Source organism: Acinetobacter sp. SW-226, assembly GCF_055632855.1.
Window position 1 is genome coordinate 186,656 of record NZ_CM145752.1, and the last position, 26,989, is coordinate 213,644.

General features: G+C 39.9%; 24 protein-coding genes, 1 tRNA gene and 1 pseudogene. 12 read left to right on the forward strand and 14 right to left on the reverse strand.

The window, feature by feature from the left end:
- Positions 1–178: 178 nt before the first annotated feature.
- Together ACZ8ZH_RS00800 and betT are read left to right on the forward strand one after the other, a co-directional pair.
- Complete coding sequence (locus tag ACZ8ZH_RS00800) at positions 179–868, forward strand: ion channel (protein ID WP_086209144.1); 690 nt, start codon at positions 179–181, stop codon at positions 866–868.
- Positions 869–1,025: 157 nt separating this feature from the next.
- Entirely contained in the window at positions 1,026–2,993 is a 1,968-nt protein-coding gene (betT, locus tag ACZ8ZH_RS00805; RefSeq protein ID WP_086209143.1) for a choline BCCT transporter BetT, read from the forward strand.
- A gap of 50 nt (positions 2,994–3,043) precedes the next feature.
- On the opposite strand, the gene omp33-36 is transcribed toward betT, so the two are convergent.
- Positions 3,044–3,928, reverse strand: a complete 885-nt coding sequence (omp33-36, locus tag ACZ8ZH_RS00810) for a porin Omp33-36 (protein ID WP_265733399.1) — start codon at positions 3,926–3,928, stop codon at positions 3,044–3,046.
- Between the two features lie 1,091 nt (positions 3,929–5,019).
- Between omp33-36 and ACZ8ZH_RS00815 the strand changes: the two genes are divergently transcribed.
- Positions 5,020–6,729 carry a GGDEF domain-containing protein gene (locus ACZ8ZH_RS00815; RefSeq protein ID WP_470247799.1) on the forward strand — a complete coding sequence of 570 codons (1,710 nt, stop codon included), beginning with the start codon at positions 5,020–5,022 and terminating at the stop codon, positions 6,727–6,729.
- A 190-nt stretch (positions 6,730–6,919) separates the two neighbouring features.
- Here ACZ8ZH_RS00815 and ACZ8ZH_RS00820 read toward each other — a convergent pair whose 3' ends face one another.
- The 4 genes from ACZ8ZH_RS00820 to tenA all read right to left on the reverse strand — a co-directional run bounded on the left by ACZ8ZH_RS00820 (position 6,920) and on the right by tenA (position 11,924).
- Positions 6,920–7,366, reverse strand: coding sequence for a pyridoxamine 5'-phosphate oxidase family protein (locus ACZ8ZH_RS00820; protein ID WP_119063291.1), 447 nt, complete (start codon positions 7,364–7,366; stop codon positions 6,920–6,922).
- Positions 7,367–7,551: 185 nt separating this feature from the next.
- Complete coding sequence (gene uvrA / locus ACZ8ZH_RS00825) at positions 7,552–10,383, reverse strand: excinuclease ABC subunit UvrA (protein WP_119063290.1); 2,832 nt, start codon at positions 10,381–10,383, stop codon at positions 7,552–7,554.
- Positions 10,384–10,711: 328 nt separating this feature from the next.
- Positions 10,712–11,086, reverse strand: coding sequence for a hypothetical protein (locus ACZ8ZH_RS00830; protein ID WP_119063289.1), 375 nt, complete (start codon positions 11,084–11,086; stop codon positions 10,712–10,714).
- A 163-nt stretch (positions 11,087–11,249) separates the two neighbouring features.
- Positions 11,250–11,924, reverse strand: coding sequence for a thiaminase II (tenA, locus tag ACZ8ZH_RS00835; protein WP_086209137.1), 675 nt, complete (start codon positions 11,922–11,924; stop codon positions 11,250–11,252).
- Positions 11,925–12,135: 211 nt separating this feature from the next.
- Here tenA and ACZ8ZH_RS00840 point away from each other — a divergent pair, with 211 nt between their 5' ends.
- From ACZ8ZH_RS00840 to ACZ8ZH_RS00855, 4 genes and pseudogenes are all read left to right on the forward strand, one after another.
- Positions 12,136–13,215 (forward strand): DUF475 domain-containing protein, encoded by a 1,080-nt coding sequence (locus tag ACZ8ZH_RS00840; RefSeq protein ID WP_086209136.1) that lies wholly within the window; start codon positions 12,136–12,138, stop codon positions 13,213–13,215.
- A 159-nt stretch (positions 13,216–13,374) separates the two neighbouring features.
- Positions 13,375–14,740 (forward strand): annotated as a pseudogene (locus tag ACZ8ZH_RS00845) (MFS transporter).
- 51 nt (positions 14,741–14,791) lie between these two features.
- On the forward strand, positions 14,792–15,364 hold the full coding sequence (ssb, locus tag ACZ8ZH_RS00850; RefSeq protein ID WP_086209134.1) for a single-stranded DNA-binding protein: 573 nt from the start codon (positions 14,792–14,794) through the stop codon (positions 15,362–15,364).
- Between the two features lie 130 nt (positions 15,365–15,494).
- Positions 15,495–15,818 carry a hypothetical protein gene (locus ACZ8ZH_RS00855; RefSeq protein ID WP_139841354.1) on the forward strand — a complete coding sequence of 108 codons (324 nt, stop codon included), beginning with the start codon at positions 15,495–15,497 and terminating at the stop codon, positions 15,816–15,818.
- A 154-nt stretch (positions 15,819–15,972) separates the two neighbouring features.
- Here ACZ8ZH_RS00855 and ACZ8ZH_RS00860 read toward each other — a convergent pair whose 3' ends face one another.
- Together ACZ8ZH_RS00860 and ACZ8ZH_RS00865 are read right to left on the reverse strand one after the other, a co-directional pair.
- Positions 15,973–16,362, reverse strand: coding sequence for a tautomerase family protein (locus ACZ8ZH_RS00860; RefSeq protein ID WP_086209132.1), 390 nt, complete (start codon positions 16,360–16,362; stop codon positions 15,973–15,975).
- Between the two features lie 162 nt (positions 16,363–16,524).
- Positions 16,525–16,989, reverse strand: a complete 465-nt coding sequence (locus ACZ8ZH_RS00865) for a hotdog fold domain-containing protein (RefSeq protein ID WP_086209131.1) — start codon at positions 16,987–16,989, stop codon at positions 16,525–16,527.
- Between the two features lie 137 nt (positions 16,990–17,126).
- On the opposite strand from ACZ8ZH_RS00865, the gene ACZ8ZH_RS00870 reads away from it, so the two are divergent.
- Together ACZ8ZH_RS00870 and ahpC are read left to right on the forward strand one after the other, a co-directional pair.
- Positions 17,127–17,750 carry a TetR/AcrR family transcriptional regulator gene (locus tag ACZ8ZH_RS00870; protein WP_162900247.1) on the forward strand — a complete coding sequence of 208 codons (624 nt, stop codon included), beginning with the start codon at positions 17,127–17,129 and terminating at the stop codon, positions 17,748–17,750.
- Positions 17,751–17,912: 162 nt separating this feature from the next.
- Positions 17,913–18,476, forward strand: coding sequence for an alkyl hydroperoxide reductase subunit C (gene ahpC / locus ACZ8ZH_RS00875; RefSeq protein WP_086209130.1), 564 nt, complete (start codon positions 17,913–17,915; stop codon positions 18,474–18,476).
- A gap of 107 nt (positions 18,477–18,583) precedes the next feature.
- Here the strand turns inward: ahpC and ACZ8ZH_RS00880 are convergent, their stop codons facing one another.
- A complete protein-coding gene (locus ACZ8ZH_RS00880; protein WP_119063288.1) occupies positions 18,584–19,507 on the reverse strand; it encodes a LysR substrate-binding domain-containing protein in 924 nt (307 codons plus the stop codon).
- 386 nt (positions 19,508–19,893) lie between these two features.
- On the reverse strand, positions 19,894–20,520 hold the full coding sequence (gene ycaC, locus ACZ8ZH_RS00885) for an isochorismate family cysteine hydrolase YcaC (protein WP_086209128.1): 627 nt from the start codon (positions 20,518–20,520) through the stop codon (positions 19,894–19,896).
- A gap of 332 nt (positions 20,521–20,852) precedes the next feature.
- Here ycaC and ACZ8ZH_RS00890 point away from each other — a divergent pair, with 332 nt between their 5' ends.
- From ACZ8ZH_RS00890 to ACZ8ZH_RS00900, 3 genes are all read left to right on the forward strand, one after another.
- Positions 20,853–21,734, forward strand: a complete 882-nt coding sequence (locus ACZ8ZH_RS00890) for a pirin family protein (RefSeq protein ID WP_110974229.1) — start codon at positions 20,853–20,855, stop codon at positions 21,732–21,734.
- Between the two features lie 425 nt (positions 21,735–22,159).
- Positions 22,160–23,458, forward strand: a complete 1,299-nt coding sequence (locus ACZ8ZH_RS00895; RefSeq protein WP_213033324.1) for an FAD-dependent oxidoreductase — start codon at positions 22,160–22,162, stop codon at positions 23,456–23,458.
- A gap of 3 nt (positions 23,459–23,461) precedes the next feature.
- Entirely contained in the window at positions 23,462–24,292 is an 831-nt protein-coding gene (locus ACZ8ZH_RS00900) for an SAM-dependent methyltransferase (RefSeq protein ID WP_119063286.1), read from the forward strand.
- A gap of 66 nt (positions 24,293–24,358) precedes the next feature.
- On the opposite strand, the gene ACZ8ZH_RS00905 is transcribed toward ACZ8ZH_RS00900, so the two are convergent.
- The 5 genes from ACZ8ZH_RS00905 to mobA form a co-directional block, all read right to left on the reverse strand.
- Positions 24,359–24,434 (reverse strand) — tRNA-Thr (locus ACZ8ZH_RS00905).
- Positions 24,435–24,613: 179 nt separating this feature from the next.
- Complete coding sequence (locus ACZ8ZH_RS00910; RefSeq protein ID WP_004691623.1) at positions 24,614–24,841, reverse strand: hypothetical protein; 228 nt, start codon at positions 24,839–24,841, stop codon at positions 24,614–24,616.
- A 518-nt stretch (positions 24,842–25,359) separates the two neighbouring features.
- On the reverse strand, positions 25,360–25,839 hold the full coding sequence (locus ACZ8ZH_RS00915) for a molybdenum cofactor biosynthesis protein MoaE (protein WP_119063285.1): 480 nt from the start codon (positions 25,837–25,839) through the stop codon (positions 25,360–25,362).
- Position 25,840: 1 nt separating this feature from the next.
- A complete protein-coding gene (locus ACZ8ZH_RS00920) occupies positions 25,841–26,092 on the reverse strand; it encodes a MoaD/ThiS family protein (protein WP_119063284.1) in 252 nt (83 codons plus the stop codon).
- Positions 26,093–26,282: 190 nt separating this feature from the next.
- The gene (mobA, locus tag ACZ8ZH_RS00925) at positions 26,283–26,888 is read right to left on the reverse strand and encodes a molybdenum cofactor guanylyltransferase (RefSeq protein WP_086209123.1); all 606 of its coding nucleotides are present in this window, start codon (positions 26,886–26,888) and stop codon (positions 26,283–26,285) included.
- Between the last annotated feature and the right edge of the window lie 101 nt (positions 26,889–26,989).

Sequence of the window (26,989 nt, forward strand, 5' to 3'; positions counted from 1 at the left end):
GTCTTTTATCTAGACATTGTTAGATGGAGGTATTAGCGGAAAAGTAAGTAAGATGAAAAGGAACGTGATGACATCTACAAAAACCATGAGCTTCCTATTTTATTCATGTTAAATTAACCACGTAGAACAAAAATGAACCACACTGGGCTTTAAAAAATAATAACTTGGATGGCTAGATATGCAGGTATTGGTCGACTTTTGGAAAGGTTTCCGCTTACTCCCTTCAGCATGGCTGCTGTTACTGCAATTTATGATGCTGATCTTGGCGATGCTGAGTGGACATAGTTTGTCTTTGCGTGTCTTGGTTTGGGGCTTAGGTGTATTGGTGTTATTGATGATTGCCAAAGTCATACGCCAAACCCCAGTATTTACCATTCTAGGGCTGAGTTTTGTCGGTGGAGCCCTGTTCTTTTCCTTATTGATTTTGTTGGGTGCCACGCATCCGATGCTCTTGGTGATTAGTCATGCCTTTGAAGCAATGGCGTATTTTATTGCGGCCTATGGCTTGTTGCGCTATATGTTCGCAGACCGTTATCTGACCAAAGATGAGCTTTTTGCAGCGGGTGCAGTGTTTACCCTTATCGCATGGGGCTTTGCTTTTCTATATAGCATTTGTCAGATTTTGGAGCCCAATAGCTTTTTAAATCCCAATGTGGTGGGCGCACAGTCATGGCTAGATTTATTATTTTTAAGTTTTAGTTTGCAGTCGGCAACGGGCTTGTCTGATTTAATGCCGCTAACACCACTGGCCCGTATGATTGCCATGTTACAGATGTTTTGTGGCGTCATGTATTTTGCGCTAATTGTCTCTCGTTTAATCGCATTGCAATATATTCAGCATCGACCCAATGATCATAAAGAAAATTAAACTGTTACAGGATTCGCACTGCCTTATTTTTAAACATAAATTATGATGGTTCTGAATCGTTAAACTTTAAACAATTCACTTTTCAGTCTGAATCAGACTCGTCTCATTAACCATCTTGGTTATATCTTTGTATTAAAAATAATTTTCTGGGGGAATTATGCCTTCCATAAAACCATCATTGTTTGCGAACGTCAAACAGAATGTATTTCTTAGCACGGTCGTGATTCTAGTGCTTTTTCTAGCCTTAATTCTTTTTGACCCAAGCGGGTTTGAGGCTTTGACCAAACATTTAAATCAATGGATTATTGATTCATTTAGCTGGTTTTATGTCTTAGCCGTTGCATTATTTCTCATCATACTGGTATTTATTGCACTCTCCGACATGGGGAAGATCAAACTTGGTCCAGACCATAGTTTACCTGAATATAGCAGTGGTTCTTGGTTCGCCATGCTATTTACCGCGGGTATGGGGATTGGTCTCATGTTCTTTGGTGTGGCTGAACCCGTGATGCACTATGTCAATCCGCCCACGGGCGATGGACAAACTGTAGATGCTGCACAACAAGCGATGCGCATCACCTTTTTCCATTGGGGATTACATGCATGGGCCATTTATGCGCTTGTGGGCTTGTCACTGGCTTATTTCTCTTTCCGACATAATTTGCCTTTAAAAGTTCGCTCCGCTTTATATCCTTTGGTCGGTAAAAAAATTTATGGTGCAACGGGAGATGCGGTTGATACTTTTGCAACCTTAGGCACTATTTTTGGGATCGCTACTACACTTGGATTTGGGGTAACTCAAATTAACTCGGGACTGAATTATTTATTTGGTATCCAGCAAAATATCGGGATTCAGGTCGGACTGATTATCTTTGTCACTTTTTTGGCTTCACTCTCGGTCGGTTTTGGTTTAGATAAAGGCATTAAACGTCTGTCTGAACTGAACTTAGTACTCGCATTGGTGTTATTACTGTTTGTCTTTTTTGCCAGTTCTTCTATTTATATCCTACAAACTAGCATTCAAAATGCAGGGCAATATGTTTCCAACTTATTTGCCATGACCTTCAACTTATATGCCTATCAACCGAATGGTTGGATTGGTGGTTGGACGATTATGTATTGGGCTTGGTGGATTTCGTGGTCGCCTTTTGTGGGGATGTTTATTGCCCGAGTGTCTAAAGGTCGAACCATTCGCGAGTTTATTGTTGGGGTGCTGTTCATTCCTACAGGTTTTACGCTGATTTGGATGGGCTTTATGGGAAATGCGGCACTGTTCAGTATTATTCAAGAAGGCCACACTTCTTTAATTACTGCGGTACAACAAGATTCATCGGTTGCACTATTTGAATTTTTAACTCATTTGCCTTTCGTTCAAATATCAAGTCTGATTGCGACCGTTCTGGTGGTGTTATTCTTTGTCACTTCTGCTGACTCAGGTTCATTGGTGATTGATTACTTAACTGCAGAAACAGAAAATTCACCTTTATGGCAACGGTTGTTTTGGACCATTCTGATTGCTTTACTGTCGATTATCCTACTGATGGCAGGTGGGCTGTCCGCCTTACAATCGGCCACAATTATGAGTGCTTTACCGTTTACTTTGATTATGCTGTTGGTCTGCTGGGGCTTATTGAAAGCACTACGTTTAGATGTCACCAAAATGCGTGCACTGCAAGATGCGCGAATTACCCCTCGTGCGATTCAAAATCCACGCAGTTGGCAACAGCGTCTAGGTCTGATTATGCATTATCCGCATACTCAGCTTGAGGTGGAGCAGTTTATTGAACAGCGGGTGCAAGCTGCTTTTTCGGCGGTACAAAAGGAATTCCAGCGTCGTCAATTAGACGTGACCATTCAACAGATTGAGCATGGCTTGCAGTTACGCGTAGATCACCATAATGAAATTAACTTCATCTATCAGGTGGTTGCCCGTGAAACGCAACCGCCAAGTTTTATGGCGGATAGACTGGAGGAACAGCAGTTTTATCAGGCTGAGGTTTTCTTAAGAGAAGGTGGGCAGAATTATGATGTGATGGATTGGACTTTAGAAGATCTACTGCAAGATATTATTGACCAGTACGAACGTCATTTACATTTCTTAAATTTAGTCAGAACCACAAACTAAAAAAAGGACGCTTCAAGCGTCCTTTTTTTTTATTCAGTTTCTAAATTGAATTAGAAGCGGAATTTAGCATTTACGCCAACAGTTTGTGTATCGAGATTTTCGATTTCTTTAGCGTTAGCATTTACATAGCTTGCGCCTACAGCAACTGCTGGAGTGATGAAGTAGTTAACGTTTGCACCCCAAGCTGAGTCAGGAGTACCTGCAAAGCTTGATTCAGCATAAGATGCGCCTACGCTCAATTTAGGCGTTAAGTACAAATCAGTTTTTAATTGGTAAGCAGTGTCGTCGCCATAAACAAGACCAGCTTCTAAACCAAGTGCCATGTTTGTACCGTCGATGTTACCTACATATTTAGTACGTGCAGTGATTGCGTCTTGGTCTTCACCAATTGTTGCGGTTTCACCAACAGCTTTAACAACACCATTGCTCATTACATTGAACGCATCAAGAGCAAATTGGTCAGCAACGCTAGTATAGCCTACAGCAACCAAGAAGTTCGGAGCAGCTAAAGCACCCACTTCAAGTGCATAACGGTCACCATTGTCATCAGGTGTTTCGCTGTTTTTACCATCTAAAATAGTGTGGCTGTAAGATGCGCTTGCATATACAGGAACAACTTTAGTTGGGATATACGCTTCAGCTTTTGCGCCGTAGTTGTGAGCGATGAAATCAGTACCTTCAGAGCCTAATTCAGCATAGTTATATGCCAAAGAAACATTTGAAGCTTGGTTTAAAAAAGCAGCTTCAGCTAAAGGACCTTTAGATGAATCAACATCTTTAAAGTAGAAAGTACCTTGTAAACCGCCAGTAAAATCTTTGTCATTTGCATCAGATGCATCGATGTATTCAGATTGACCCTGTACTTCGAATTGGTATGCTTGAGCACCGGTCATGGCTAATAATAAAGCAGTGGCTAAACCGAGTTTTTTCATGATATTTACCAGTTTGTTAACATTGGATTAAACAATGAACATTCTATTGTAACAATTTATTAAGTCAATGAACTCTAATGACATTATAATATTGAGTAAATACTCTAATTATGATATTGAGTAAAAAATGCTCAAATAAACAGATCCATGTCAACCAAAAAAAACTTATGTCAGAACAATAGGGTATATCTATTTTATAAAACAGAGAATGCGCAATATTGAATTATCCTGAACTGATTCTTTAATTGATAAATTAGATTGAATTAATAATAACAAACGGTAAAAAAACTAATAAAGTCCCCTTTAAACACTTCAATTTTGTGACATAAATCATGTAAATGCTTAAATTTAGTGCATTAAAACGGTTTTTTGCTTGCATAATGTACATATCTGCAAGTCATTTGTGAGAATTCTCACAATTTTTGTGCAATTATATCAATTCATAGTGCTTTACTTGGCTTTACAATCGAGCAGATTTATTTCATAATTATTTTAGCGAATCATTTAACAATATTGTTGTTTTCTGAGAAGCTAATTCTCCTCAAACAGTTTTTGTTTATATGCCCAACTTTCCCCAAGGTTGGGCTTTTTTTTATTTAAAATTCAGAGACTTTTATTTTATAAGCAGGCAAGGGGTTAAAATATTTTTTGAACCAAAATTGTGCATTATTTTGTTCGATACATTCATTCATATTTTAACATGGCATAAAAAAAACCCAATCTTTTGAGGAGATTGGGTTTTCTTGCCAAAACTTGTGGGAAAATTAGAATATTTGCTGAGAGTATATTCTAATTCGCCCCAATGTTGTGCATTATGCACCATAATGTTGCGTATGTAAATATGACATCTTCAAATGTAAGCGTCTAAAAAAATATTGAAAGAAATTCATCTTTAACATGAAAGTTATTAATGATTGATTTCCTTAGCTTTCATTTGTATTTGAGTATGGGCCTCAAGGAATTTTGCATGAATGAATACTAAAAACTAGGCAAAACAAAGAATTAATGACTTAAATAAGATATATATTGTTTGTATAATGAGCATTATTGATTATATTTTTTTCTTTTTTCAGAATAGGGGGCGTAGTTTAAGTATGCGAGAAGTACGCTCTGAACATCTGAGTAAAAAGTTATATGTCGCAATGAGCATTATTATTTTGTCATTGTGTAGTCTTTCTATTCCCTTGATGGTCAAAAGTTATAATGATTATATAAAAGCTAACCAAGCACTCATTGAGATACAAGCTTTGCAAGCAGTAGCTGACCTTGCCAATAAAATTTCGCGAGAGCGTGCACCAGCGAACAAAGTGATGTCGAGTAATCAACAAGACTTTGCTAAACATGTCTTGGAGCTAAAAGCATATCGGGCTAATGTCGATGAACAAATGCGTAGTACCCAGAAAATTCTTAAAAAATCGGGGTTTTCTAATTTAAAATTAGACTTATTTTCTCAGCTCGAACAAGCATTAGCACAGGGAAGACAGCAAGTAGATCAATATGCAGCTTTGCCACGTGAGCAACGCAATGCAGAAAAAATGGATCAAGCTATTTTAAAAATGTTTACGGCTTGGGAACGTAGCCATGATGTTTTAAAAGATGTAATTGCCGTTTCAGAAGGAAAAGACACGGCCATTTCAAATTTTTATACGCAAATTTTGTTATTGGCAGATTTAAGGGATCAAGCTGGGCGGGCAGCATCAAATGTCATGGCGCATGTAACCTTTGAACAACCGATTCCTGAAACCAACTTGGCACGTTCCTTACAAACACGTAAGCAAGTCATGTACTTGTGGGAGCTGATTGATACACTCCAACCTGAACGTGATAAAACCCCTGAGTTCAAGGCATTACATCAAGCTGTTTATAATGAGTTCTTAGCCAAAGGATTGTTGATTGTTGAGCGATTGATGAATGAAAGTATTTATCATCGGCCATATTATTTAACGGGAACACAACTTACCGAGGTGATTGTTGATAAGTTCACTACGGTTGTGGATTTGCAGAATTATTTGCTCAAATATAGTGTGGAAAAAGCCACACTTGAAAAACGTAAGGCTAAAAATGTCTTGCTCACGACTGTAAGTATTTCATTAGTCTCGATTATTGCTGCGTTATTCACTATGATTTATGCACAAAAAAGAGTTTTTGCTCCATTAATTCAGGCGCGGGAAATCCTTCTCGATTTGTCTAATTCGAGTATGCGTTCTAACGATTTAGAGTCTAAAGATCAATCCGCCAATGTACATTCATTGTTTACAGCGATACAGCAGCTTAAACACACGCTTCAGCAACGGGATGCATTGGAATTTCGGTTGAAAAATATTGCACATTTGGATTCTTTAACAGGCGTCGCAAACCGTTATGCGCTTAACGAGTACATTAAGCTTTTGGAAAATCAGCCGACGCAGTTTTCTGAAACTTGTTTAATGATGATGGATATTGATTATTTTAAACAAGTGAATGATGTTCATGGGCATTTGGTGGGTGACCAAGTCATTCAGTTTGTGGCTGAGAAATTAAAAGATAATATTCGGACTTCTGATTTGTTGGTGCGTTATGGCGGCGATGAATTTATTGTACTCATTGAAAACATTAGCATGGAACGTGCTTTAAAAATTGCTGAGAAGATTCGCTGTGAAATTTATGAAGCAGCATCAATGGATTCAACACGTAGTCCAGATTTGAGTGTGACCATAAGTATTGGTGTTGCGATTGGAGCTGCGAGTTGGACTGAACTTTTGGAGAAAGCCGATCGTGCCTTGTTTCAAGCTAAAGAGCAGGGGAAAAATAAGGTGGCGAGTTAATGTATCGGAGATATTTATATCCACATAATGAGTAAAAATAGACTTCTTCCATAAATAAAAAGATGATCATTTTTTTATTTATGGAAGAGGTCTATTTTAAATGTAATTTAAAGTTTTACTATTTTGGGTGTCATTGCATAATAATAAGTCGATAAATATTATTTAAAGTGGATTCTGCTTTAGTGTAACATTATTTTAAATGATCCATCATATGCGGGTACTTTATCCATCGGTAAGAATTAACATTAAACTCTCTAACATAGGTGAAATCAGACCAAATTAATTTACTTCCTTTGGTCCATTTTAGAGACTGGATGCGAGCGTTCACTCGTAATTTCTCGTCTTCTGTCGCGGGCCTTAATTCTCCTTTAATAAAAGATGATAGCCAAAATAATTTGCTTGAATTTACAGCACTGATACAAACATTTTTATTTTGCTTTAAGTTTTCTGCTAATTGTTGAGAGAATGCATCAAATAGAAATCCTGTTCCATCATCATTCAAAAAGACAGTTCCAATTGGAGTAATATTTGGTATCCCATCGCGAGAAACACTAGCAATATTCGCATGCATATTTGCTTGCTGTGCTTTAGAAAAAACATTTTTAATTGTATTCCAGTTATTTGTATCTATAACCATTCTTATTTTTCCTTATTCTATATTTGTAGATATTTTTAAAATGAAATTGAATAAATCATTAATTGTAATTTTTTTAGGCGACAGTTATTGAATCTCCCCTAACCCCTCTTTGATAAAGAGGGGAACACCATTTGATTAGTAATGGGAACTCCCTCCTTTTTAAAAGGAGGGTTGGGGAGGATTTACTACTTCAACATCGGCTTCAAAAACTTCGCTGTATGCGAAATTTTATTCTTCGCAACCTGTTCAGGCGTTCCTTCCGCGATAATCATCCCGCCACCTGAACCTCCTTCTGGACCTAAGTCCACAATCCAGTCTGCGGTTTTAATCACATCCAAATTATGTTCAATCACCACAATGGTATTGCCCTTATTACGCAGTTCATGCAAGATATCTAAAAGCTTAGCAATGTCATGGAAATGTAGACCTGTAGTTGGTTCATCCAAGATATACAGCGTTTTACCCGTATCACGTTTCGCTAGTTCACGAGCCAGCTTCACACGCTGTGCTTCACCACCTGATAGTGTAGTTGCAGACTGGCCTAAGCGAATATAGCCTAAACCGACTTGATTCAAGGTTTCCAAACGACGGTGAATGACAGGAATCGCGTCGAAGAAATGCATGGCATCTTCCACCGTCATTTCCAACACATCCGAAATATTCTTGCCTTTATAACCGACTTCTAAGGTTTCACGGTTATAGCGTTTACCATGACAGTTATCACAAGGCACATACATATCAGGTAGAAAGTGCATTGCGACTTTGATCATGCCGTCACCCTCACAGGCTTCACAGCGACCACCTTTCACGTTAAATGAGAAACGCCCTGCGGCATAGCCACGTGCTTTGGCTTCTTGGGTCTGTGCAAAGAGTTCACGAATTGGGGTGAATAAACCAGTATAGGTTGCAGGGTTGGAGCGAGGTGTACGACCGATCGGACTTTGGTCGATATCAACCACTTTATCAAGGAATTGCAGACCATCTATCGAGTCAAACTTTTCTGCAGTTAAAGTGGTTGCACCATTCAGTTGAGTCGCTGCCAAAGGCAATAATGTACGGTTAATCAAGGTTGATTTACCCGAACCAGACACGCCTGTGACACAGGTCATCACGCCTAAAGGAATAGTTAAATCTACATTTTGTAGGTTATGACCCGCAGCACCCATCAATTTAATTTGTTCATCAGGCTTTGGTGGTTCAGTACGTTTTTTCGGAACTTCAATTTTCAGTTTACCTGATAAATACTGACCTGTGAGCGAGTCTGTATTCGCGAGAATTTCATCATACGTCCCTTCAGCAATCACATGACCACCGTGAATCCCTGCACCTGGGCCAATATCAATAATATGGTCTGCTGCCCGAATAGCATCTTCATCATGCTCAACCACTAACACTGTGTTGCCTAAGTCGCGTAAGCGAACCAAAGTTTCCAGCAAACGGTCGTTATCACGCTGATGCAGACCAATAGATGGCTCATCGAGGACATACATCACGCCCATTAAACCTGCGCCAATTTGTGAAGCTAGACGAATACGTTGCGCTTCACCACCAGACAAGGTTTCTGCTGAACGCGATAGGCTTAAATAGTTTAGACCCACAGAGACCAAGAAATGCAGGCGCTCACGAATTTCTTTAAAAATCTTATCGGCAATTTCACCTTTAGCCCCATCAAGATTTAAGTCCTGATAATAGCTTTCAGCATCGCCAATCGACATTTTGGTAATTTGGGCAATGGTTTTGTCTTTGACACGAACATGACGTGAAATTTCGTTCAGACGTGAGCCACCGCAGGCATCACAGGCCGCATTGGATAAATACTGTGCCAAATCATCACGAACATAGTTACTTTCAGTTTCGCGGTAACGACGTTCTAAGTGCGGCAAAATTCCTTCAAAGGCTTGTACGCGGTTATGTTTACGACCACGTTCATCTATGTAACTGAGATCAACTTTTTCTTTGCCTGTACCATAGAGGAATTTCTTTTTGGTATCGGCATCTAGTTCATTCCAAGGCGTATCCAAAGAAAAACCAAAATGCGCCGCCACTTTTTCAATCATGCTGTAGTAGTACGGGCGTTGTCTGTCCCAACCACGAATCGCGCCTTGGCTAATCGAAACATCGGGGCTTGGAATGAGTTTTTCAGCATTAAAATGGCTACGAGTCCCTAAACCATCGCAGGTTGGACAGGCACCAAAGGGGTTGTTAAATGAAAATAAACGTGGTTCCAGTTCTGCAACAGCACGGTCACATTCAGGACACGAGTGTTTAGCCGAAAAGACCCGATCGGGATGTTCACCGTTCATCCACGAGAGAATGGCAATATCACCACCGAGACGTAGAGCAGTTTCAAAAGATTCTGCAATACGGTTGCCGAGGTCATCACGGACTTTGAAACGATCCACCACCACTTCAATGGTGTGCTTTTTCTTTTTATCGAGTTCTGGGATCGGGTCGAGATCTACAATTTCACCATCGACACGGGCACGCACAAAACCTTGACTTTGTAGTTGTTCGAACAGGTTTGAATATTCACCTTTACGTTCCCGCACGACTGGCGCCAGCAGCATCAGGGCGGTCCCTTCATCTAATCCTTTTACTGCATCGACCATTTCCGACACAGTCTGAGCCACCATCGGCAAATCATGTTCTGGGCAAAACGGTGTGCCGACACGTGCGTAGAGTAGACGTAAATAGTCATAAATTTCGGTAATGGTGCCCACCGTAGAGCGTGGGTTGTGGCTGGTCGACTTTTGTTCAATCGCAATTGCAGGGCTTAAGCCTTCAATTGAGTCAACTTCAGGTTTTTCCATTTGTGATAGAAACTGGCGCGCATAGGCCGAGAGCGATTCGACATAACGACGCTGACCTTCGGCGTACAGTGTATCAAATGCAAGCGACGACTTACCTGAACCAGAAAGTCCCGTGATCACCACGAATTTGTCGCGGGGAATATCAAGGTTCACATTTTTTAAGTTATGGGTACGTGCGCCTCGAATACGGATATGACTTTGGCTCATAAAACTATCTCGAAATTGTGCAGATAAAGGAGGTATATGATAACGACTTATGCTTTGTTCAAGTGTTACAGATGATTTTATAGCGACAAATTATGTCGGCTAGAAGAAAAAAATGCTGCTGATAGACTGTAGCTAGATTTGATGGTCGAGACAAGTCTCAAAGTAGAGTGACAGACTGAGAGTTGGAGATGAAAAGTTTGATATAAATATAGGAATAGAAGAAACATTAAAAATGTCAGGTGTATGGCAAAGCTAAAATGCTGTTGTCATTTGTATCGTTTGTCATACGCCTGAATGAGATCGTAATAGTGATGCTCTTATGCTGCGACTAACATGCGATGGCATAGCTACGTTCAAAGATTGAATCGACTGTTTCAAAAGCAAAAGGACGCGCGATGTCATGATGAATTCGCGCATAAAAATTAACCTCATGCTCAAGGGTTTGCAAGAAAGTGTCGTAGTCATTTTCAAAGTCAGGTAAGTCGAGTAAATCTTGTTGCCGACTTAAAAGACAATGATATTTTTTAATAAAAGCTAACATCAGTTTTTGAATGTGTGGATTGGTATAATAAATCAGATAGGTCGCGGCAGAACCGCAGTGTAAACAGCCTTTTTCAAGATAAATTTCTTCGTTATTTAGCCAGCAGCATTGTACGGTAAAAAATGCACGAATGGCTTCAGTACCTAGAGTATCAGGATGCATGGGAATGGCCCTCGAAAGTTAATTATGCAAATGATAATTATTATCATTGGTAAAGTTTAGTTTTAAATCCTTAAAATAGCAATCGCGTCATCTGAAAAAATACAATGTTTGTTCCATAAAAAAGCCCCTGAAGGGTTCAGGGCTTTTGGGATCATTTGAGCTTTTAAGCGTGGTCTAAACCGAGCCATTGCTGTTGTTTGTAAGCGCTGTCCCAGAATAACCATTCCAGTTCAGCCCCTTTACGGTAGGCTTTATGCATTTTCTCAATGGTGTCAGCATCACAACGTGCAGCTACTTTATCAATGGTTGCAATCACATTGCGCACAGCTTGATTGAATTCTTCTCCTGCATAAGTATCAATCCAGGCTTGGTATGGGTTGTTAGCGATAGAGTTGCCCACAATGTCTTTACCGACTTCAGCATAAATCCAAAAACAAGGTAAGAGTGCTGCTAACACCACAGGATAGCTTTCAGACCATGCTGTTGCGGTTAAAAAAGAAGTGTAATGATGACAAGCTAAAGTCAAAGGGGTTTCTTCAAATTGTTGTTTTGAAATCCCAAAGTTTTTCATAAAACCATCGTGCAAGCTGCGTTCGACTACAATTGCTTCTTTGGCCCCTTGGCTAAACTGAATAATGTCATCAGCATCATAAGCTTTGGCGCCACATACGGCGAGCGCGCGACCATAAGCCACCAAGTAATGTGCATCTTGGATGACATAATGACAAAACGCTTCTTTATTCAAGCTACCTGAAGCCAATTCTTGGTTAAAAGGCAAAGCCAATGTTTTTTGATATAAGTCGACATTACGTTGCCAAACATCTTGAGAAAAAGCCATTAATTTATCCTGAGAAAAGCCGAAATATGGGCAAGACTATAACAACTGTTGACTCGGAAGAACAATCCAACACTGTGTGGTGAGGAAATAAGTAAAAATTAACGAAGATGTTTTGGTTTCATCTACAAAAACGGTCATAATTGCGACCATAAAACTCAACCTGATTTTTAAGTTTTAGTTAATTTCCAAATTTTTTAAAGGTCGATCTGTCATGATGAAACATTTTGGTTTCTCTATCATTTTTACGATCGTGTGTCTTGCGTTGTCTGCGTACTGGGGTTTTACCCATGGACCAGAAGCGGGCTTAAAGACCATGTTTACTGCACTGACTATTACTGCCATTTTAGCGGTGATGGAAGTCTCTTTATCTTTTGATAATGCTGTGGTCAATGCGTCCGTGTTACGTGGTTGGGATCATTTTTGGAAAATGTTATTCCTTACCGTGGGGATTTTAGTCGCTGTATTTGGTATGCGCTTAATCTTCCCTGTCGCAATTGTGGCGGTAACTGCAGATATGGGCTTCGTTGAAGTCGTTCAATTGGCGTTAAATGATCCGAAGACTTATTCACAACGTTTGATGGATCATCATCCTGAAATTGCTGCATTTGGTGGCGCGTTCTTATTGTTAGTGTTTCTTAACTTCTTTTTGGATGAAGGTAAAGATACGCACTGGTTCCGTTGGTTGGAGCGTCGTTTGGCAAACTTGGCCAATGTCCCTGCAATGTCTGTATTCTTGGCCTTGATTGCACTCTTGGTGATGGCGGCGAATGTTGATGAAGCCAAACGTCTAGTCGTGACTATGGCAGGAATCTGGGGCATCGTGGTTTATATTGGTGTACAGGTACTGAGCCATTTACTCGGTGGCGAGCCTGAAATTGATGAAGATGGTAATGCAATTGTGCATGATGCCAATGGCGCAACGACAGGTGTCGTTAAAGCGGGTATCGGTGGTTTCTTATACCTCGAAGTTCTCGACGCATCGTTCAGTTTCGATGGTGTGATTGGTGCCTTTGCCATTACTTCTGATGTCGTGATTATCATGTTGGGCCTTGCCATTGGTGCGATCTTTGTGCGTTCGATGACCATTTACTTGGTCGAAAAAGGCACCTTGGATGCTTATGTCTTCCTTGAACATGGTGCGCACTATGCAATTGGTGCTTTGGCATTTATTATGCTGGCAAGTGGTACAGGTCTTCATGTTCCTGAAATTGTTACAGGTTTAATTGGTGTAGCCTTTATTGTTTGGGCCGTGATTGCGTCTATCCAATATCAAAAACATCAAGCCGTTTAAAGCAGCTTGTTTTGAACCGAAGAAAAGCGCAGCTCAGGCTGCGCTTTTTGTTTTTCAGATCAGGAACGCTTTTATTAAATATAAAATTCATGTCGCTAGTCGGATTGAATAGCCTATAATCTTGATCCAAGATTAATTCAATACAGTCTGTCTTCGTTTATGATGAATGCTTTAGAACGTCGTTCAACTTTTGCCTTAAGCAGTATTTTTGCCTTACGCATGTTGGGTTTGTTCATGATCATCCCTGTCTTTTCTGTAGCAGGGCAGACTTATGAATATGCAACACCTGCACTGCTCGGTTTAGCTGTGGGGATTTATGGTTTAACCCAAGCTATTCTACAGATTCCGTTTAGTCTGATTGCTGACCGTTATAGTCGGAAGCCTTTGGTGGTTTTTGGGCTGCTTCTGTTTGCTTTGGGCGGTGCAATTGCGGCAATGTCAGACACTATTTATGGGGTGATTATTGGTCGTGCTATTGCCGGTGGTGGTGCTGTTTCTGCTGTGGTGATGGCGCTCCTCGCCGATGTGACCCGTGAAGAAAACCGCATGAAAGCCATGGCAACCATGGGGATGAGTATCGGGGGTTTCTTTTGCTGTAGCCTTTAGTTTGGGGCCGTGGCTTACAGGTTTGGTGGGTATTTCAGGTTTGTTTTGGGTAACGACGATCATGGGCTTGGCCGCCATTTCAATGTTGCTGTTGGTTCCAAAAGTTACCCGCCACCATCGAAATTTTGATCAAGGTTATTTGGCTCAGCTCAAACAAGTTTTAAAAATGGGTGATCTGAACCGCCTGCATGTATCAGTGTTTAGCTTACATTTATTGCTGACAGCAATGTTTATTTATGTCCCATCACAGTTGATTGATTTTGCCAAAATTCCACTAAATTCGCATGGTTGGGTGTACTTGCCATTGTTGGTAATTAGCCTGTTTTTTGCTTTCCCAAGTATTGTATTGGCTGAAAAATACCGCAAGATGCGTGGCATCTTTTTAACTGCGATTGGCGGTATTATTTTAGGCCTAGGCATTCTAATTTTTGGTTTTGAGTCAAAGTATATTTTGCTCACGGGTTTGGGCTTATTCTTTATTGCTTTTAATGTTATGGAGGCGTTGTTGCCCTCATGGTTATCGAAAGCCGCACCAATTCAGTCTAAAGCCACCGCGATGGGCGTAAATGCCAGCAGCCAGTTTTTAGGCGCTTTTTTTGGTGGCGTTACAGGTGGACAATTATTGTTATTAAACAATACTGCTTTGGGCTGGAGTATTCTGACTGGACTTGCCATTATTTGGTTATTGATTAGTTTTGGTTTGGCGCAGCCACGCTATTTATCTTCGATGGTGCTACGTTTACCTGAACATAAACAAACAGATGAATGGACTTCCCAACTTTTAGCGATTCGTGGTATTGAAGAGGTCGTGGTGATGTCTGATCAGCAAGTGGCGTATGTCAAGGTCGATAAGCAGCAAATAGATGATGCGACGCGACAAGATTTAACGCAGTTGTTAGGGAAAGAGGTAGCCATTTAAGCATAACTCTTATAAAGTAAATAATAGAAATAGATAGGAAGTAAACATCAGATGCGCGGTGTAAATAAAGTTATTTTAGTGGGCACATTAGGCCGAGATCCAGAGACGAAAACTTTTCCAAATGGTGGTTCGTTGACTCAGTTTTCAATTGCAACCAGCGACTCTTGGACAGATAAAAGTACAGGTGAGCGTAAAGAGCAAACTGAATGGCATCGTATTGTGTTACACAACCGTCTAGGTGAAATTGCGCAACAATACCTGCGCAAAGGCTCAAAAGTGTATATTGAAGGTTCATTGCGCACGCGCCAGTGGACAGACCAAAATGGTCAAGAGCGTTACACCACAGAAATCCGTGGTGAGCAAATGCAGATGCTAGACAACAACCGTCAGCAAGGTGAGCAAATGCAAGGCGGAAATGATGGTTATGCACAACCACGTTTCAACAATAACCAAGGTGGAGGTTATAACAATAACAACCAAGGCGGTTATGGTGGCAATCAAGGTGGTAACAACCAACAAGGTGGTTATGCGAACAATAACCCAAGTGGTTTTGCACCAAAAGCAGCACCTCAGTCTGCGCCTGCAACAGCACCAGCGGATATGGATGATGACCTTCCGTTTTAACTGGTATCAGGTATAAACCTTGTACAAAGTGATCAAAAAGAACTTGATTGATATCAAGTTCTTTTTTTATGTGCAGAGAAACTCAGATATTTTGGATAAGGCACTTTGTTTATTTTAAAGGGCTTAAAAATTGAAATTAAGACAATCAAAAAGCGAAGCCTCTGGATGGATGTGTTGTGGGACAGGCTTTATCGGCTATACCGTTTTTATATTCTTTTTGCTCTCAGAAAGAACACATGGCATCCATTATTTTGAAAATCTTGCTTTATTTAATCAAAATATACTGTATTTTTTGGCCTTTCTCTTAGTTACGTTATCTATAGGGAAAAAGCGTCTATTTACAGATGGGCATGGAAATAGCCCCGTATGGGTGGATAGGTATGTTGCCCCATTTGTATTTTTTTTATTAGGTGTCATATTCCCTGCGATGTTTTTTATTCTGATAATTAAATAAGTTAAAGTGATCATTTAATATCGTAGATCTTGTATCAATGAATTTATACAGTTGCATTTTCAAGGGCTTTTCTGTTATGGATGTGCCTGCATTAAAGTGTCTTCATTGGAAACTCACAGTTAAATATTTGTTTTTTTATACTGTATTTTATTTTCTAAATATTGATCTGATAATTTAATTGTAATTCATCAGCATTTTTACCTCTAATTCCCCAGTTTTCTTTTGGGGTTTCAAATATTGTGATTTCAATATCATTGAAATCAATTCCACATAAATCATTAATGTTTTGAAATAGTGTGTTAATAAGGGCTTTTTTTGCTTCTTTTGTCCTGCCCTCAAACATAGAGATTTCGATAATGATGTAAGATTCTGTACGGTCTGATGGGTAAATAAAATGTTCTGATTCTAATGAAATGAAACGTTGAAACTTTTTTTCTATGGGATATTTCAGTGTTTTGGTTAACGCTTGGTGAATGGCAATACTTAGATGATCTCGATGTCTTTTTATGGTTTTATTTAAAGCATAGATTTTAATTTGGGCCATGACTTTCTCTATTTTTTAAAATGAAATTAATGGGGATAGATCATCATTCATCTTAACAGAGTGTATGCAAATTCATTTGAAAAAGATCATTGTTAGTTTGTACGCATTTAAGATGAACGGATTGAAAACCCACCATCGAATAGTGGGTTTTGGTCGCAAATTTTATTTTTTCAGTGAAACCCACATTGTAATTGTGGCACGAAAAACCAGTTCTTGAGCAGTGTTTTTAACTTCAACATTGACCACATAATCACTGCCTTCATTCCAAACAAAATTGGACTGTGCTGGTGTTGCCACTGCGACTAAATCAGTCGATGCTTTCTGTATATATTCTACTTGCATGCCTTTTGGAATCCAGCGGTGCGTATTGGGTACGGTCACATCGGTCATGGTGCCTCCGGCGAGTTCTGCCATATTACACATCGCAATGGCATGTACAGTACCAATATGATTCAACACAGCACGGTGTTTTTTTATGCTCACTTCGCAGTAGTCTGGGCGCAGTTGTTCGAATAATGGGGAGATACTGCTGAAATAAGGCGCCTTTAAACACAGCAATTTTGAAAATGTCCATTTCCCAGCAGGTTTGGCTTCTAGGGTTTTCCATATTTTTAAGGCTTGACTCATGGTGATGTCCTTCATGCATTATTTGAAGAATAATATTCTCATACAGAATATTATTCTGTATTTGGCTGATTTGACGACTCTGCTACACAAAAGAGCGAGTCTTGATTTATGATGAGCACAATAAAAAAGGAATGATGATGCAAAACATAGCCTTACTTGAACGAATTTATCCTGGTCGACGTGCGGAGCTTAAACGTCAGATTTTAAATTGTGCTTTACAACAGTTTATTCAGCAGGGTATCGAAAGCACGACCATAGAGATGATTCGAGATGCTGCTGAGACCAGTGTTGGGGCGATTTATCATCATTTTAAACATAAAGAAGGCATCGTTTCGGCTTTATATATTTCGGCTTTAAAGGATCAAGCGACTCAACGTATGCACGCTTTGCAACAGAGTCAAAACCTTAAACATGGACTGTATGCCGTTATTCATAGTTATCTGGACTGGGTAGAGCAGTATCCTGATTTTGCACGATTTTTATATGCAGCCAGTTACAGTGTGCAGCAAGGGATACATGCCGAAACGTTAAAGCAGGAAAACTTACAGCGTAATTTGCAATTAGGTCAGTGGCTGGCGCTTCAGCCTGATGCCGAGTACATGACTGCTGTGCCAGTTGAACTTCGCCTTTCTCTGATGATTGGACCAACAGAAAGCTACTGCCGTGCTTGGTTATCTGGTCGAGTAAGCCCTTTACCTACAGATTATGCAAACGTTTTAGCTCAAGCAGCATGGCAGTCTTTAAACGCATTTCAGATGTAAAACTTGATAGTGACAACTGTGAAAAGGGTAAAACTTAACGAGGGTTTTCTAATCTAAAAAACCGATAAATTTCATAAAAACTTACTGTTTCACCAATTTTTAATTTGCACGTATTCTAGCTTCATTACTTAAGCACATTCATTCATTTTTGAGGAAAAATACATGAGTTTAATCAATACTGAAGTTAAAGCGTTTAATGCAACAGCGTACCAAAATGGTGAATTTATTGAGTTGTCTGAACAAAACCTTAAAGGCAAATGGTCTGTTGTATTTTTCTATCCTGCTGACTTTACCTTTGTTTGTCCAACCGAATTAGGCGATTTAGCTGATCATTATGCTGAATTCCAAAAATTGGGTGTGGAAATTTATGGTGTATCTACAGATACTCATTTTACCCATAAAGCATGGCATGACACTTCGGATGTGATTGGTAAAATTCAATATCCATTGATTGGGGATCCGACTTGGACATTGTCTAAAAACTTTCAAGTACTGATTGAATCTGATGGTTTGGCTGATCGTGGTACATTTGTGATTGATCCCGAAGGAAAAATCCAAATTATTGAAATTAATGCAGGCGGTATTGGCCGCGATGCTTCTGAATTGTTACGCAAAGTGAAAGCTGCGCAATATGTACATGCGCATCCAGGTGAAGTATGTCCTGCAAAATGGAAAGAAGGTGAAGCGACGTTGGCTCCTTCAATTGATTTGGTCGGTAAAATCTAAGTAGATCGAATGATACAAGGTCGTGCATCGTTCCAATCTATTGGAGCGATGCGCATAAAAAAATCAGCCCAGTGGCTGATTTTTTTTATGTTGAGTACGGTTATTTTTTAAAGGTGATAGCCTTTACTGTTGGTGGCAAAGTCGCGTAGGCCTTGAATCAAATGTTCAATCAGTTTTTCCATGACCAAGCGCTGTCCTTTGCGTGAAGCATAGACCAGTTGCACGGTGCCAATATTGGAACACCAGTCAGGTAAAATATGAACCAATCGACCAGTTGTAATGTCATCTTCTACGGTTAAGTAGGGCAGATTGGCAATGCCTAAACCATCTAAGGCTGAATAATAAATGCCTGCTACGTCATTACTTTTTATCCGTGGGGTCAAAGGAATGACGATTTGTTCTTGGGTCTCAATATGATGTAATAGCCACTGATATTGGTTCTTTTGTACCCCAAGCGCGAGGGTTGGGAAATCATTCAATTCTGTCGCAAATTGAATGTTGCGTCCTTGTAGAAGTTCAGGGCTGGCAACTAGGCAATGTGTAGTTCTTACGACATCACGTACCACAATGCTGGAGTCTTCATTGGCTGTGAAATTGGTACGAATCGCCAGATCAATATCATCATGTAGGACATCCACACGACGACTGGTGAGCTCCATTTCAACTTGAACTTTGGGATATTGTTTTAGAAACTGATTGAGCAAACTGCGAATTTGATAGCGCATCATGACCGAAGGGCAACTCAGTTTGATTAAACCCTGAGGTTCGCTTTTCTGTTTCAGTAAAACGTTGTTGGCAGTTTCAACTTGCTGAATAATTTGTTGGCATTCTTCAAATAATTCCTGACCCAAAGGTGTCACTTTAAAGTGACGGGTTGAGCGTTGAATGAGGTTCACATTATATTTAGCTTCAAGGTCTAAAATGCGGCGACTGAGCTTCGATTTGGTGATATTTGAGGCCTCACTTGCAGCACTAAACCCCCCGTGTTTGACCACAAGATAGAAATAATAATAGTCGTCAAATGAATGCATGATGTGTTTAAGCCTGTATAGATTTACGACATATCGCAGTCTGTTATGAATGTCTTACACTGTATCATTGCGGATGGGTAAGCACGACGAAAAAGTGATCTGAAGATCTAATGCTGGCCTGTTCAGTTTTCTTGTCATGAGCCCCTTAATTTTTGAGTCCGTAAAAAAGTATCTTGCAACATAGCGTGTTTCACTGCAGAACTTGCCAGATTCCTTTGATGCGGAAATAGATCGCAGGACGCTGACTTGTTTAAACTGTTTTTGCCTTGAATCGTGCCAGATAAAAGTTCTACCTATCAAATAACATGATGAATTTAAAAATAAAATGCCAATCAATTTCTGAACTGATTGGCATTAATCCAAAGATCGCTTCTTCGCTCAGCAGATTATTTGCTCGCTGTATTTTTGCTATAACTTTGAATCAGGTTTTTATAGTCTGGGATGTGTGCTGCAAAAAGAGCGCCTAAGCCTTCAATATCATTACGCCAGTCACGGTGTAATTCACAAGCTGCACCAAACCAAGACATCAGTTGAGCACCGGCTTGTGACATACGATCCCATGCGGCATCACGCGTGATGGGGTTAAATGTTCCTGAAGCATCAGTGATGATAAATACTTCAAATTCTTCTTCAAGTGCTGAAAGTGCAGGGAATGCCACACAGACCTCTGTCACCACACCTGCAATGATTAACTGTTTTTTACCTGTTGCTTTGACTGCTTTGACAAAGTCTTCATTGTCCCATGCGTTGATTTGTCCTGGACGTGCAATATAAGGAGCATCTGGAAACATATCGACCAATTCTGGGACTAAAGGGCCGTTTGGACCATCTTCAAAGCTGGTGGTTAAAATGGTGGGAAGATTAAAATATTTTGCTGCTGCGGCAAGGGCAAGCACATTGTTTTTAAATTTATCAGGGTCAATATCACGGACCAATGACAGCAAACCTGCTTGATGGTCAACTAACAGCACTGCTGCATTATCTTTGTCTAAACGAATATATGGCTGAGTCATTTTTCTATCCTCTATGTGGTTATCTATAAAACCGAAAAGCCAAAGATCTGTTTATTTTCGCTTCTCGATTTAGCACCATCCTAGTGATGAAAATGGGACAATAAAATAAGCCAAACGAGATGCTTAATCTTAAAAATAGGAAAATTTGAGCAAAAATATGCCATCACAATAAAAGATGGCTTTGTTTTTCAAATGGTTTTTATAAAAGCAGGATGGTTCTAATGATATTGTCCTACTGGTGTGATTGTGTGTATTGGCACAGAGCTATAAGTGAACTGAGGAAAGGGGTAGTATAGATTGCATATTCATCCTATCCATATAGGAGTTCCAAGATGAAAAAAGTAATAGGTGTATATCGCAATCAAAACATGCATTGGGTCGGTGACGGTTTTCCAGTTAAAAACCTGTTTTCATACGACCGTTTAGGCCAAGCCATTAGTCCGTTCTTACTGTTGGACTATGCTGCACCATACAAATTTGATCCGACTACGACTCAACGTGGTGTGGGTTCACATCCACACCGTGGTTTTGAAACCGTTACTATTGCATATAGTGGCGAAGTCACACATAAAGACTCGAGTGGTGGTGGCGGTACGATTAACACAGGTGATGTACAGTGGATGACCGCAGGTGCAGGTGTGGTGCATGAAGAGTTTCATTCACCTGCCTTTGCTGAACATGGTGGTCTGTTTGAAATGGTGCAACTTTGGGTGAATTTGCCAGCCAAAGATAAAATGACTACGCCACGTTACCAAGCTTTGACTGTTGCGGAAATTCCACGGATTGAAATGGATGATAATGCTGGACATATCCGTGTTATTGCGGGTGAGTTTGGCGGTCATCATGGTCCAGCGCAAACTTTCAGCCCAGTCAATGTATGGGATGGAGAACTCAAAGCAGACTACGAAACTTTTGTGCATGTTCCTGTGACTCATAACACCATTGTGGTTGTGCTCAGTGGTGAAGTGCTGATTAATGGCACACAAAAAGTGGTGGATAGTTCAATTGTGATGTTCGCTCAAGATGGCGAAGCTGCAATCCAGTTTCAAGCACTCACAGACACTAAATTTTTGGTGTTGACGGGTGAGCCACTCAATGAGCCTATCCAAGGTTATGGTCCGTTTGTGATGAATAGCAAAGAGGAAATAGTGCAGGCTTTTGATGATTTTAATCGTGGAAAGTTTGGTGAAATTCCAGTTGCTGTGGTGGACTAAGCACTGACTGTCTAAAAGAAGAAATCCCTACTCGGTCAAGAGTAGGGATTTTTTATGCGCTGTATCTTTCTAGTTTTAGCTCGTTTTGCATAGTTACCTATGCAATATTGTGTGATGTAGTTATCATTTTTATGTGTGGCGTATCTTAGCGCCTTTTGCGGATGTTGTAAAACATCTATTTTAAAAATAGTTAATTTATATCTATTGTTTTTAAACAACTTAAATTTTAATTTGGAACAAGATTCAGAAAAGCATAAATTTGTTTACATGCTTCTTTTTAGTGTAATGGAATGTAATTTCAGCTGATTGTGTATTTTAGACAAGGTGCATGAAAAGATGTGATTCTGGTATTTTTTAATAGCCCTATTTTTTCGACATTGGGTCATAATTTCAGTCAATATAAGTCAGATTGACGGATCATAATTTTGGATATTGCAGTTATTGGTAGCGGCATGGCTGGTCTTGCTACCGCAAGAATTCTGAAGGATGCAGGGCATAATATTACTATTTTCGAAGCGCTGACTGGGCGTGGTATGGATAGCCACAGTACAGAGTTTGAAGGTGGTTTGATTGATGCTCCCTTACGTGTCATGAACCCGCACTTATGGAAAAATACCTTGAGTCTTGCGACTTATTTGGGCATTAAAACCTATCCTGTGCGTACCTATATGGCATGTAGTTGGCTGTTTGAAGATCGTACTGAAACGTGGTTAACCACGACGCGAAGTCGCATCGGCAATTTTCCAATTATTAATAATCGCAAAGGTCTCCAACAGTATGGATGGCGTTTGGTTAAAGGCATGTTGCAACTTAAAACTGCGATTGCTAAGTTCTTCAAATCTAAAGATCAAGACATGACTTTGGCTGAGTTTATTAATCAGCATGAGATTGAAGAAGTATTTTGGCATGGTGCAGTTATGCCAGTGCTTTATACCATTTGTACTTGCAATCCAAAAACCATTGGTGAATGGCCTGCCAAACCATTGTTGATCTTTTTACGTCAATTGACCGATGGCGATGCTTTACTACGTCTACAAGGCGGAACCCCAGCTTTGGTGGATAAGTTGATTGAAAATATCAATATTCAAAGTGGCTCGGCCATTACCAAAGTTACAGAGCAAGCTGAAAAGGTTTTGGTAGAAAATAACAAGGGCGAACAGCAATTATTTGATCGTGTGGTGGTTGCAACCCCAACGACCAAAATTGAAGAATTTTTAGATTCTGCACAATTTGTCGATGATATTGCATTGTTAAGACAATTCCGTTTTGAGCAAGGTCAACTGGTCATTCATACCGATTCTTCTGTGATGCCACCAAAGCGTAAAGATTGGTCAGTGCTCAGTTATATGATGGATCGTAAGTTTACTCGTCAACAGTTCACAGTCTGGCTTAACTCAGTAGAACCAAGTCTGGTTGGTAAAAATGCGGTGTTCCAAACGTGGCAGCCCGTGACGGAAATTGATCCGAAAAAAGTGATTTCAACCGTAACCTTAACCCGTGCCGTGGTGGATTCAAAAACCGTCGCGCTGAATAAAGAATTACAACAGCGTCATAAAATGGCAAACCGAAAAGTCTTTTTCTGTGGTTCATGGTCGTGTGATGGTTTACCGATTTTAGAATCAGCAGTGACCTCTGCAATGCATATTGCAGAAATTTTTGGTGCACCATTGCCGTTTGTAGGATTAAAACCTAAAGTTGAGGTTGCCCCACAACTCGGCTACTAAAGCATGAAATGGCTCCAAACTTTACAGCAATATTTTCCAAAGCATAAGTATGCAATTGATGCCAAACAATTGGGAGATCACGCTGTACTGGCTTGGAGCAATCTCGGCTATTGGGAGGATGGTCAATCATCTTACCCTGAGGCTGGCCAAGCTTTGGCCATGCGCCTTGCAGATCGGTTACAGCTAGATGCCAATGATCGGGTTTTGGATTTGGGCTGTGGGCAGGGTGCGAGCCTATTGCTGTGGCGACAGCATTACCATGTTCAGCAACTTTGCGCGGTTGAATTACAAGTCGAATGTGTGCAGCGCATACGACACACTTTAAATTCAAATATACAGATCATCCAAAATTCTTTTTTAAATTTAAATTCAAAGACATTCTCTAGACCTTTTGATGTGGTGCTGTGTCTGGATGCTGCTTATCACTGTGATTTAAATTTATTCCTGCGATCCACCCATTCTATTTTAAATTTAAACGGCCGGATTGGATTTCATTATCTGATGCTAAGCGATGCATTTTTGAATTTAAATCGTTTTGAGAGGCTTCAACTGAAAATGCTGTTAAAAGCTGCGGACGTTCATTTAGGTCATCTTCAATTAGAAGCAGACTTGATGCACAGCATTCAAGCACAGGGTTATCAGCAGATTGAAATTGAGGATATATCTGGTGCGGTATTCTCAGGTTTTTCAAATTATTATCATGAGCACTTGGCGCAAAATGTAGTTAAAAACTTGGATGATTTGAAAATTCAAATGACAGCTAAACTTTGCCAAAAATTATTTGAACAGGGCATCGTGCGCTATGCTCAAATTACAGCAATTAAAGATATTTAAAACGAAATAAAAACCTAAAGACTAGAAACAACAAAGCCTCACTAAAAAGCGAGGCTAAGTATAAAATGGTGCCGGCACACGGATTCGAACTGTGGACCTACTGATTACAAGTCAGTTGCTCTACCAACTGAGCTATGCCGGCAACGTGGAAAGAATAATAGCGGATTTTGTTGAAAACGCAAGCCAAAAAGTGAGCGATTGAAATACACATCATCTTTTGTACAAACGTTCACCCACCATCGGGTGGGTGAACGTTCAGAATAAAGCAGTAAGCTAGAATGAAACTGTTTTTTTAAAAAGCGTTAAGTGAGTACATGGAACTTATTTGCTCCTTAAAATTTGATCGAGGTCTTGGGCACATTCTTCCAACGTAAAAGCCATATCGAGTTGCATTTGAGGTTTGAGTTCATTGGCCAGCGTTCTCCATTGTTCAATCAGACGAATTGCTTTTTGAATTTTGTGTTTGTTGACATCCTTTGCAAGGGTTGGGGTATAACCGCCTCGTTTAGCGTTTTTAATTTGTTTGACATAATTGGTGCTGTTATTCATTCCGACTCCCGAATAGCAGTTTTATTGGTCAATTTCGTGTTTCGCTAGTTGTATACCGCAAATTCATTGTGCTTGATGAACATTGCATCTAGATGATAAGTGATGATTTATTTTTAACCTCCCTGCTTATTTGTTTTAGCCCAACTTTCAGTTAGGTTCAAGCATTTATTCTTTAATGAATCTTTATTTTTGTGGTGAAATTTCTCCTAATGGCTAAAGCTTGTGTTTCATAAAGCAGACTTTATGCCAAGTTGAATTTGCACTTATATCTGCATAAAAAGAGTCTGAATCTGAATGAAGAGCGTCACACTTATGCTAAAAGACGAGGAGTGAAATGAGCAGAAATGCAAAAGGAATGTATAGATTGAAAGGGAGGAGTTGGAATTCAGTTTATTCTTTACATGTGGATTAGGGTTTTAAATGCCTATGGATAGAGGCTGAGCACCATTTTTTGAATGTTGTGTAGTGCTCAGTGTTTTATGATGTGATACTCAGTGTCGCGTTCATCCTATGCAGGATTAATGATGGTGATGATGGTGTCCGTGCTTATGTTCATGCTCATCATAATCTTGTCGTATACAGCAGCCTGCAACATATTGGCTGCTTCCATCTGTATAGAATTCTTCTTTCCACACGGGCACTTCGTGCTTAACACGTTCAACAGCTTCTTCACAGGCTTGAAATGCTTCTCTGCGATGTGGAGCATAAGCAACCGCAATAATTGCTTTATCTCCAATATCTAACTTGCCAATACGGTGCACAACGCGAACATAGTACAGACCATATTTTTCTTGTATTTCCTGTTCAATGGCTCGAATCATCTTCTCTGCAACAGGAGCATAGGCGGTATATTTTAAAGCCTGAACCGCTCGCCCTTCATGATGATTGCGGACGGTTCCGATAAAAATCCCAGTTCCACCACATTCAGGAAAAGCCTGAATTGTATCAAAATGATTTAAATCAAGAGCTGTGTCTTGAATACGTGGAAACACAAGCATATTAGCCTCCTGCGACTGGCGAAAGTAAAACCAAAGTACAGTCTTGAGTCAAGACTGTTTGACGAGGAATAATGTCTTCACCTATAGCACAGGCACAGCGTTCTATCATGTCAGCCACAGATGGATAGTGTGTTTTAATTTGGTTTAATACATCCGTAACTAAACTGTTTGATGCACAGTTCAAGTTTAGATCAGCAGGCAGGTGTTTTTCGATGGCACCGTAAGCTTCGATTTTAATATGAATGTCCTGCATGATGAGTTCCGTTTAATGGGTTCAAAACAATTTGTGATTCAGTCGTTTTCAATAGGTCTGGATGCACTTTAGCACTATTCAATTCGCTCCTCAAAATCTCAAAGGTCATTGTCTTCAGATGGATTCATATTCGACTTTTTGCTTCAAATTTGCTATTTCAGAATGACCGCCTGAATTGAGTCACTCAGCGTCATTTTATGCCACTTTTCTGGTAGGCCTGCATTTCTTCAAACGAATTTAAGCTATGAAAAGTTGAATGCTGATTTTGAATATTCACTCTTTGAGGGCATAGATTTGCAAAACATTGTTTTAAGCTAAGCTGTTGGCGCTCTAAATGCTGATTGAATGTATCGAGACTGCTGCGTTTCAATAAACAAAAAGGATAAAGTGCTTGCCCATTGAACGCGACGTAAGCAACGGAAGATAAAGGATGGTGTTTGAGTGCTTGATGCAGCTGAAGCAGGATGTCTTGTGGAATTTCGGTAATGTCGCATGGAACACATAAAATATAATCAGATTGAACATATGACCATGCACTTTTCATGCCGACTAAGGGGCCTAAGAAACCATCTGTATCATCTTTGAAATAGCGAATATCAGGAATTAACGCCAGATAGCTGGCATAGTCACAATGGCTATTGATCCAAACTTCCTGAACTTTGTCCTGAAAAGCTTTATATATTTTTAACAGTTGAATGTCGTGATCAAAGCATTGCAGGAGCTTGTTGACGCCATTCATACGTGTGGCTTGTCCACCAGCTAAGATGATCAAAGCTGTCGCTGGGTAAGGTTGCATTGCATGTACCTGATTTTCAAAATGAGAGAGTCTCTCTCATTTTGAAATCTTTTGTGCTGCGATGATGTGCAATCAAAGTTAAAGCTTTGATTGTCATTATG

Excerpts from the sequence above, each read along its gene's own strand:
- ACZ8ZH_RS00865 (WP_086209131.1), bottom strand. The coding sequence starts at position 16,989 with ATGAGTCAAGCCTTAAAAATATGGAAAACCCTAGAAGCCAAACCTGCT.
- ACZ8ZH_RS00890 (WP_110974229.1), top strand. The coding sequence starts at position 20,853 with ATGAAAAAAGTAATAGGTGTATATCGCAATCAAAACATGCATTGGGTC.
- tenA (WP_086209137.1), bottom strand. The coding sequence starts at position 11,924 with ATGGCTTTTTCTCAAGATGTTTGGCAACGTAATGTCGACTTATATCAA.
- uvrA (WP_119063290.1), bottom strand. The coding sequence starts at position 10,383 with ATGAGCCAAAGTCATATCCGTATTCGAGGCGCACGTACCCATAACTTA.
- ACZ8ZH_RS00815 (WP_470247799.1), top strand. The coding sequence starts at position 5,020 with ATGCGAGAAGTACGCTCTGAACATCTGAGTAAAAAGTTATATGTCGCA.
- ACZ8ZH_RS00920 (WP_119063284.1), bottom strand. The coding sequence starts at position 26,092 with ATGCAGGACATTCATATTAAAATCGAAGCTTACGGTGCCATCGAAAAA.
- mobA (WP_086209123.1), bottom strand. The coding sequence starts at position 26,888 with ATGCAACCTTACCCAGCGACAGCTTTGATCATCTTAGCTGGTGGACAA.
- ACZ8ZH_RS00900 (WP_119063286.1), top strand. The coding sequence starts at position 23,462 with ATGAAATGGCTCCAAACTTTACAGCAATATTTTCCAAAGCATAAGTAT.
- ACZ8ZH_RS00870 (WP_162900247.1), top strand. The coding sequence starts at position 17,127 with ATGCAAAACATAGCCTTACTTGAACGAATTTATCCTGGTCGACGTGCG.
- ACZ8ZH_RS00820 (WP_119063291.1), bottom strand. The coding sequence starts at position 7,366 with ATGGTTATAGATACAAATAACTGGAATACAATTAAAAATGTTTTTTCT.
- ssb (WP_086209134.1), top strand. The coding sequence starts at position 14,792 with ATGCGCGGTGTAAATAAAGTTATTTTAGTGGGCACATTAGGCCGAGAT.
- ACZ8ZH_RS00880 (WP_119063288.1), bottom strand. The coding sequence starts at position 19,507 with ATGCATTCATTTGACGACTATTATTATTTCTATCTTGTGGTCAAACAC.
- ACZ8ZH_RS00860 (WP_086209132.1), bottom strand. The coding sequence starts at position 16,362 with ATGGCCCAAATTAAAATCTATGCTTTAAATAAAACCATAAAAAGACAT.
- ACZ8ZH_RS00915 (WP_119063285.1), bottom strand. The coding sequence starts at position 25,839 with ATGCTTGTGTTTCCACGTATTCAAGACACAGCTCTTGATTTAAATCAT.
- ahpC (WP_086209130.1), top strand. The coding sequence starts at position 17,913 with ATGAGTTTAATCAATACTGAAGTTAAAGCGTTTAATGCAACAGCGTAC.
- ACZ8ZH_RS00800 (WP_086209144.1), top strand. The coding sequence starts at position 179 with ATGCAGGTATTGGTCGACTTTTGGAAAGGTTTCCGCTTACTCCCTTCA.
- ACZ8ZH_RS00840 (WP_086209136.1), top strand. The coding sequence starts at position 12,136 with ATGATGAAACATTTTGGTTTCTCTATCATTTTTACGATCGTGTGTCTT.
- ycaC (WP_086209128.1), bottom strand. The coding sequence starts at position 20,520 with ATGACTCAGCCATATATTCGTTTAGACAAAGATAATGCAGCAGTGCTG.
- ACZ8ZH_RS00910 (WP_004691623.1), bottom strand. The coding sequence starts at position 24,841 with ATGAATAACAGCACCAATTATGTCAAACAAATTAAAAACGCTAAACGA.
- ACZ8ZH_RS00830 (WP_119063289.1), bottom strand. The coding sequence starts at position 11,086 with ATGCATCCTGATACTCTAGGTACTGAAGCCATTCGTGCATTTTTTACC.
- betT (WP_086209143.1), top strand. The coding sequence starts at position 1,026 with ATGCCTTCCATAAAACCATCATTGTTTGCGAACGTCAAACAGAATGTA.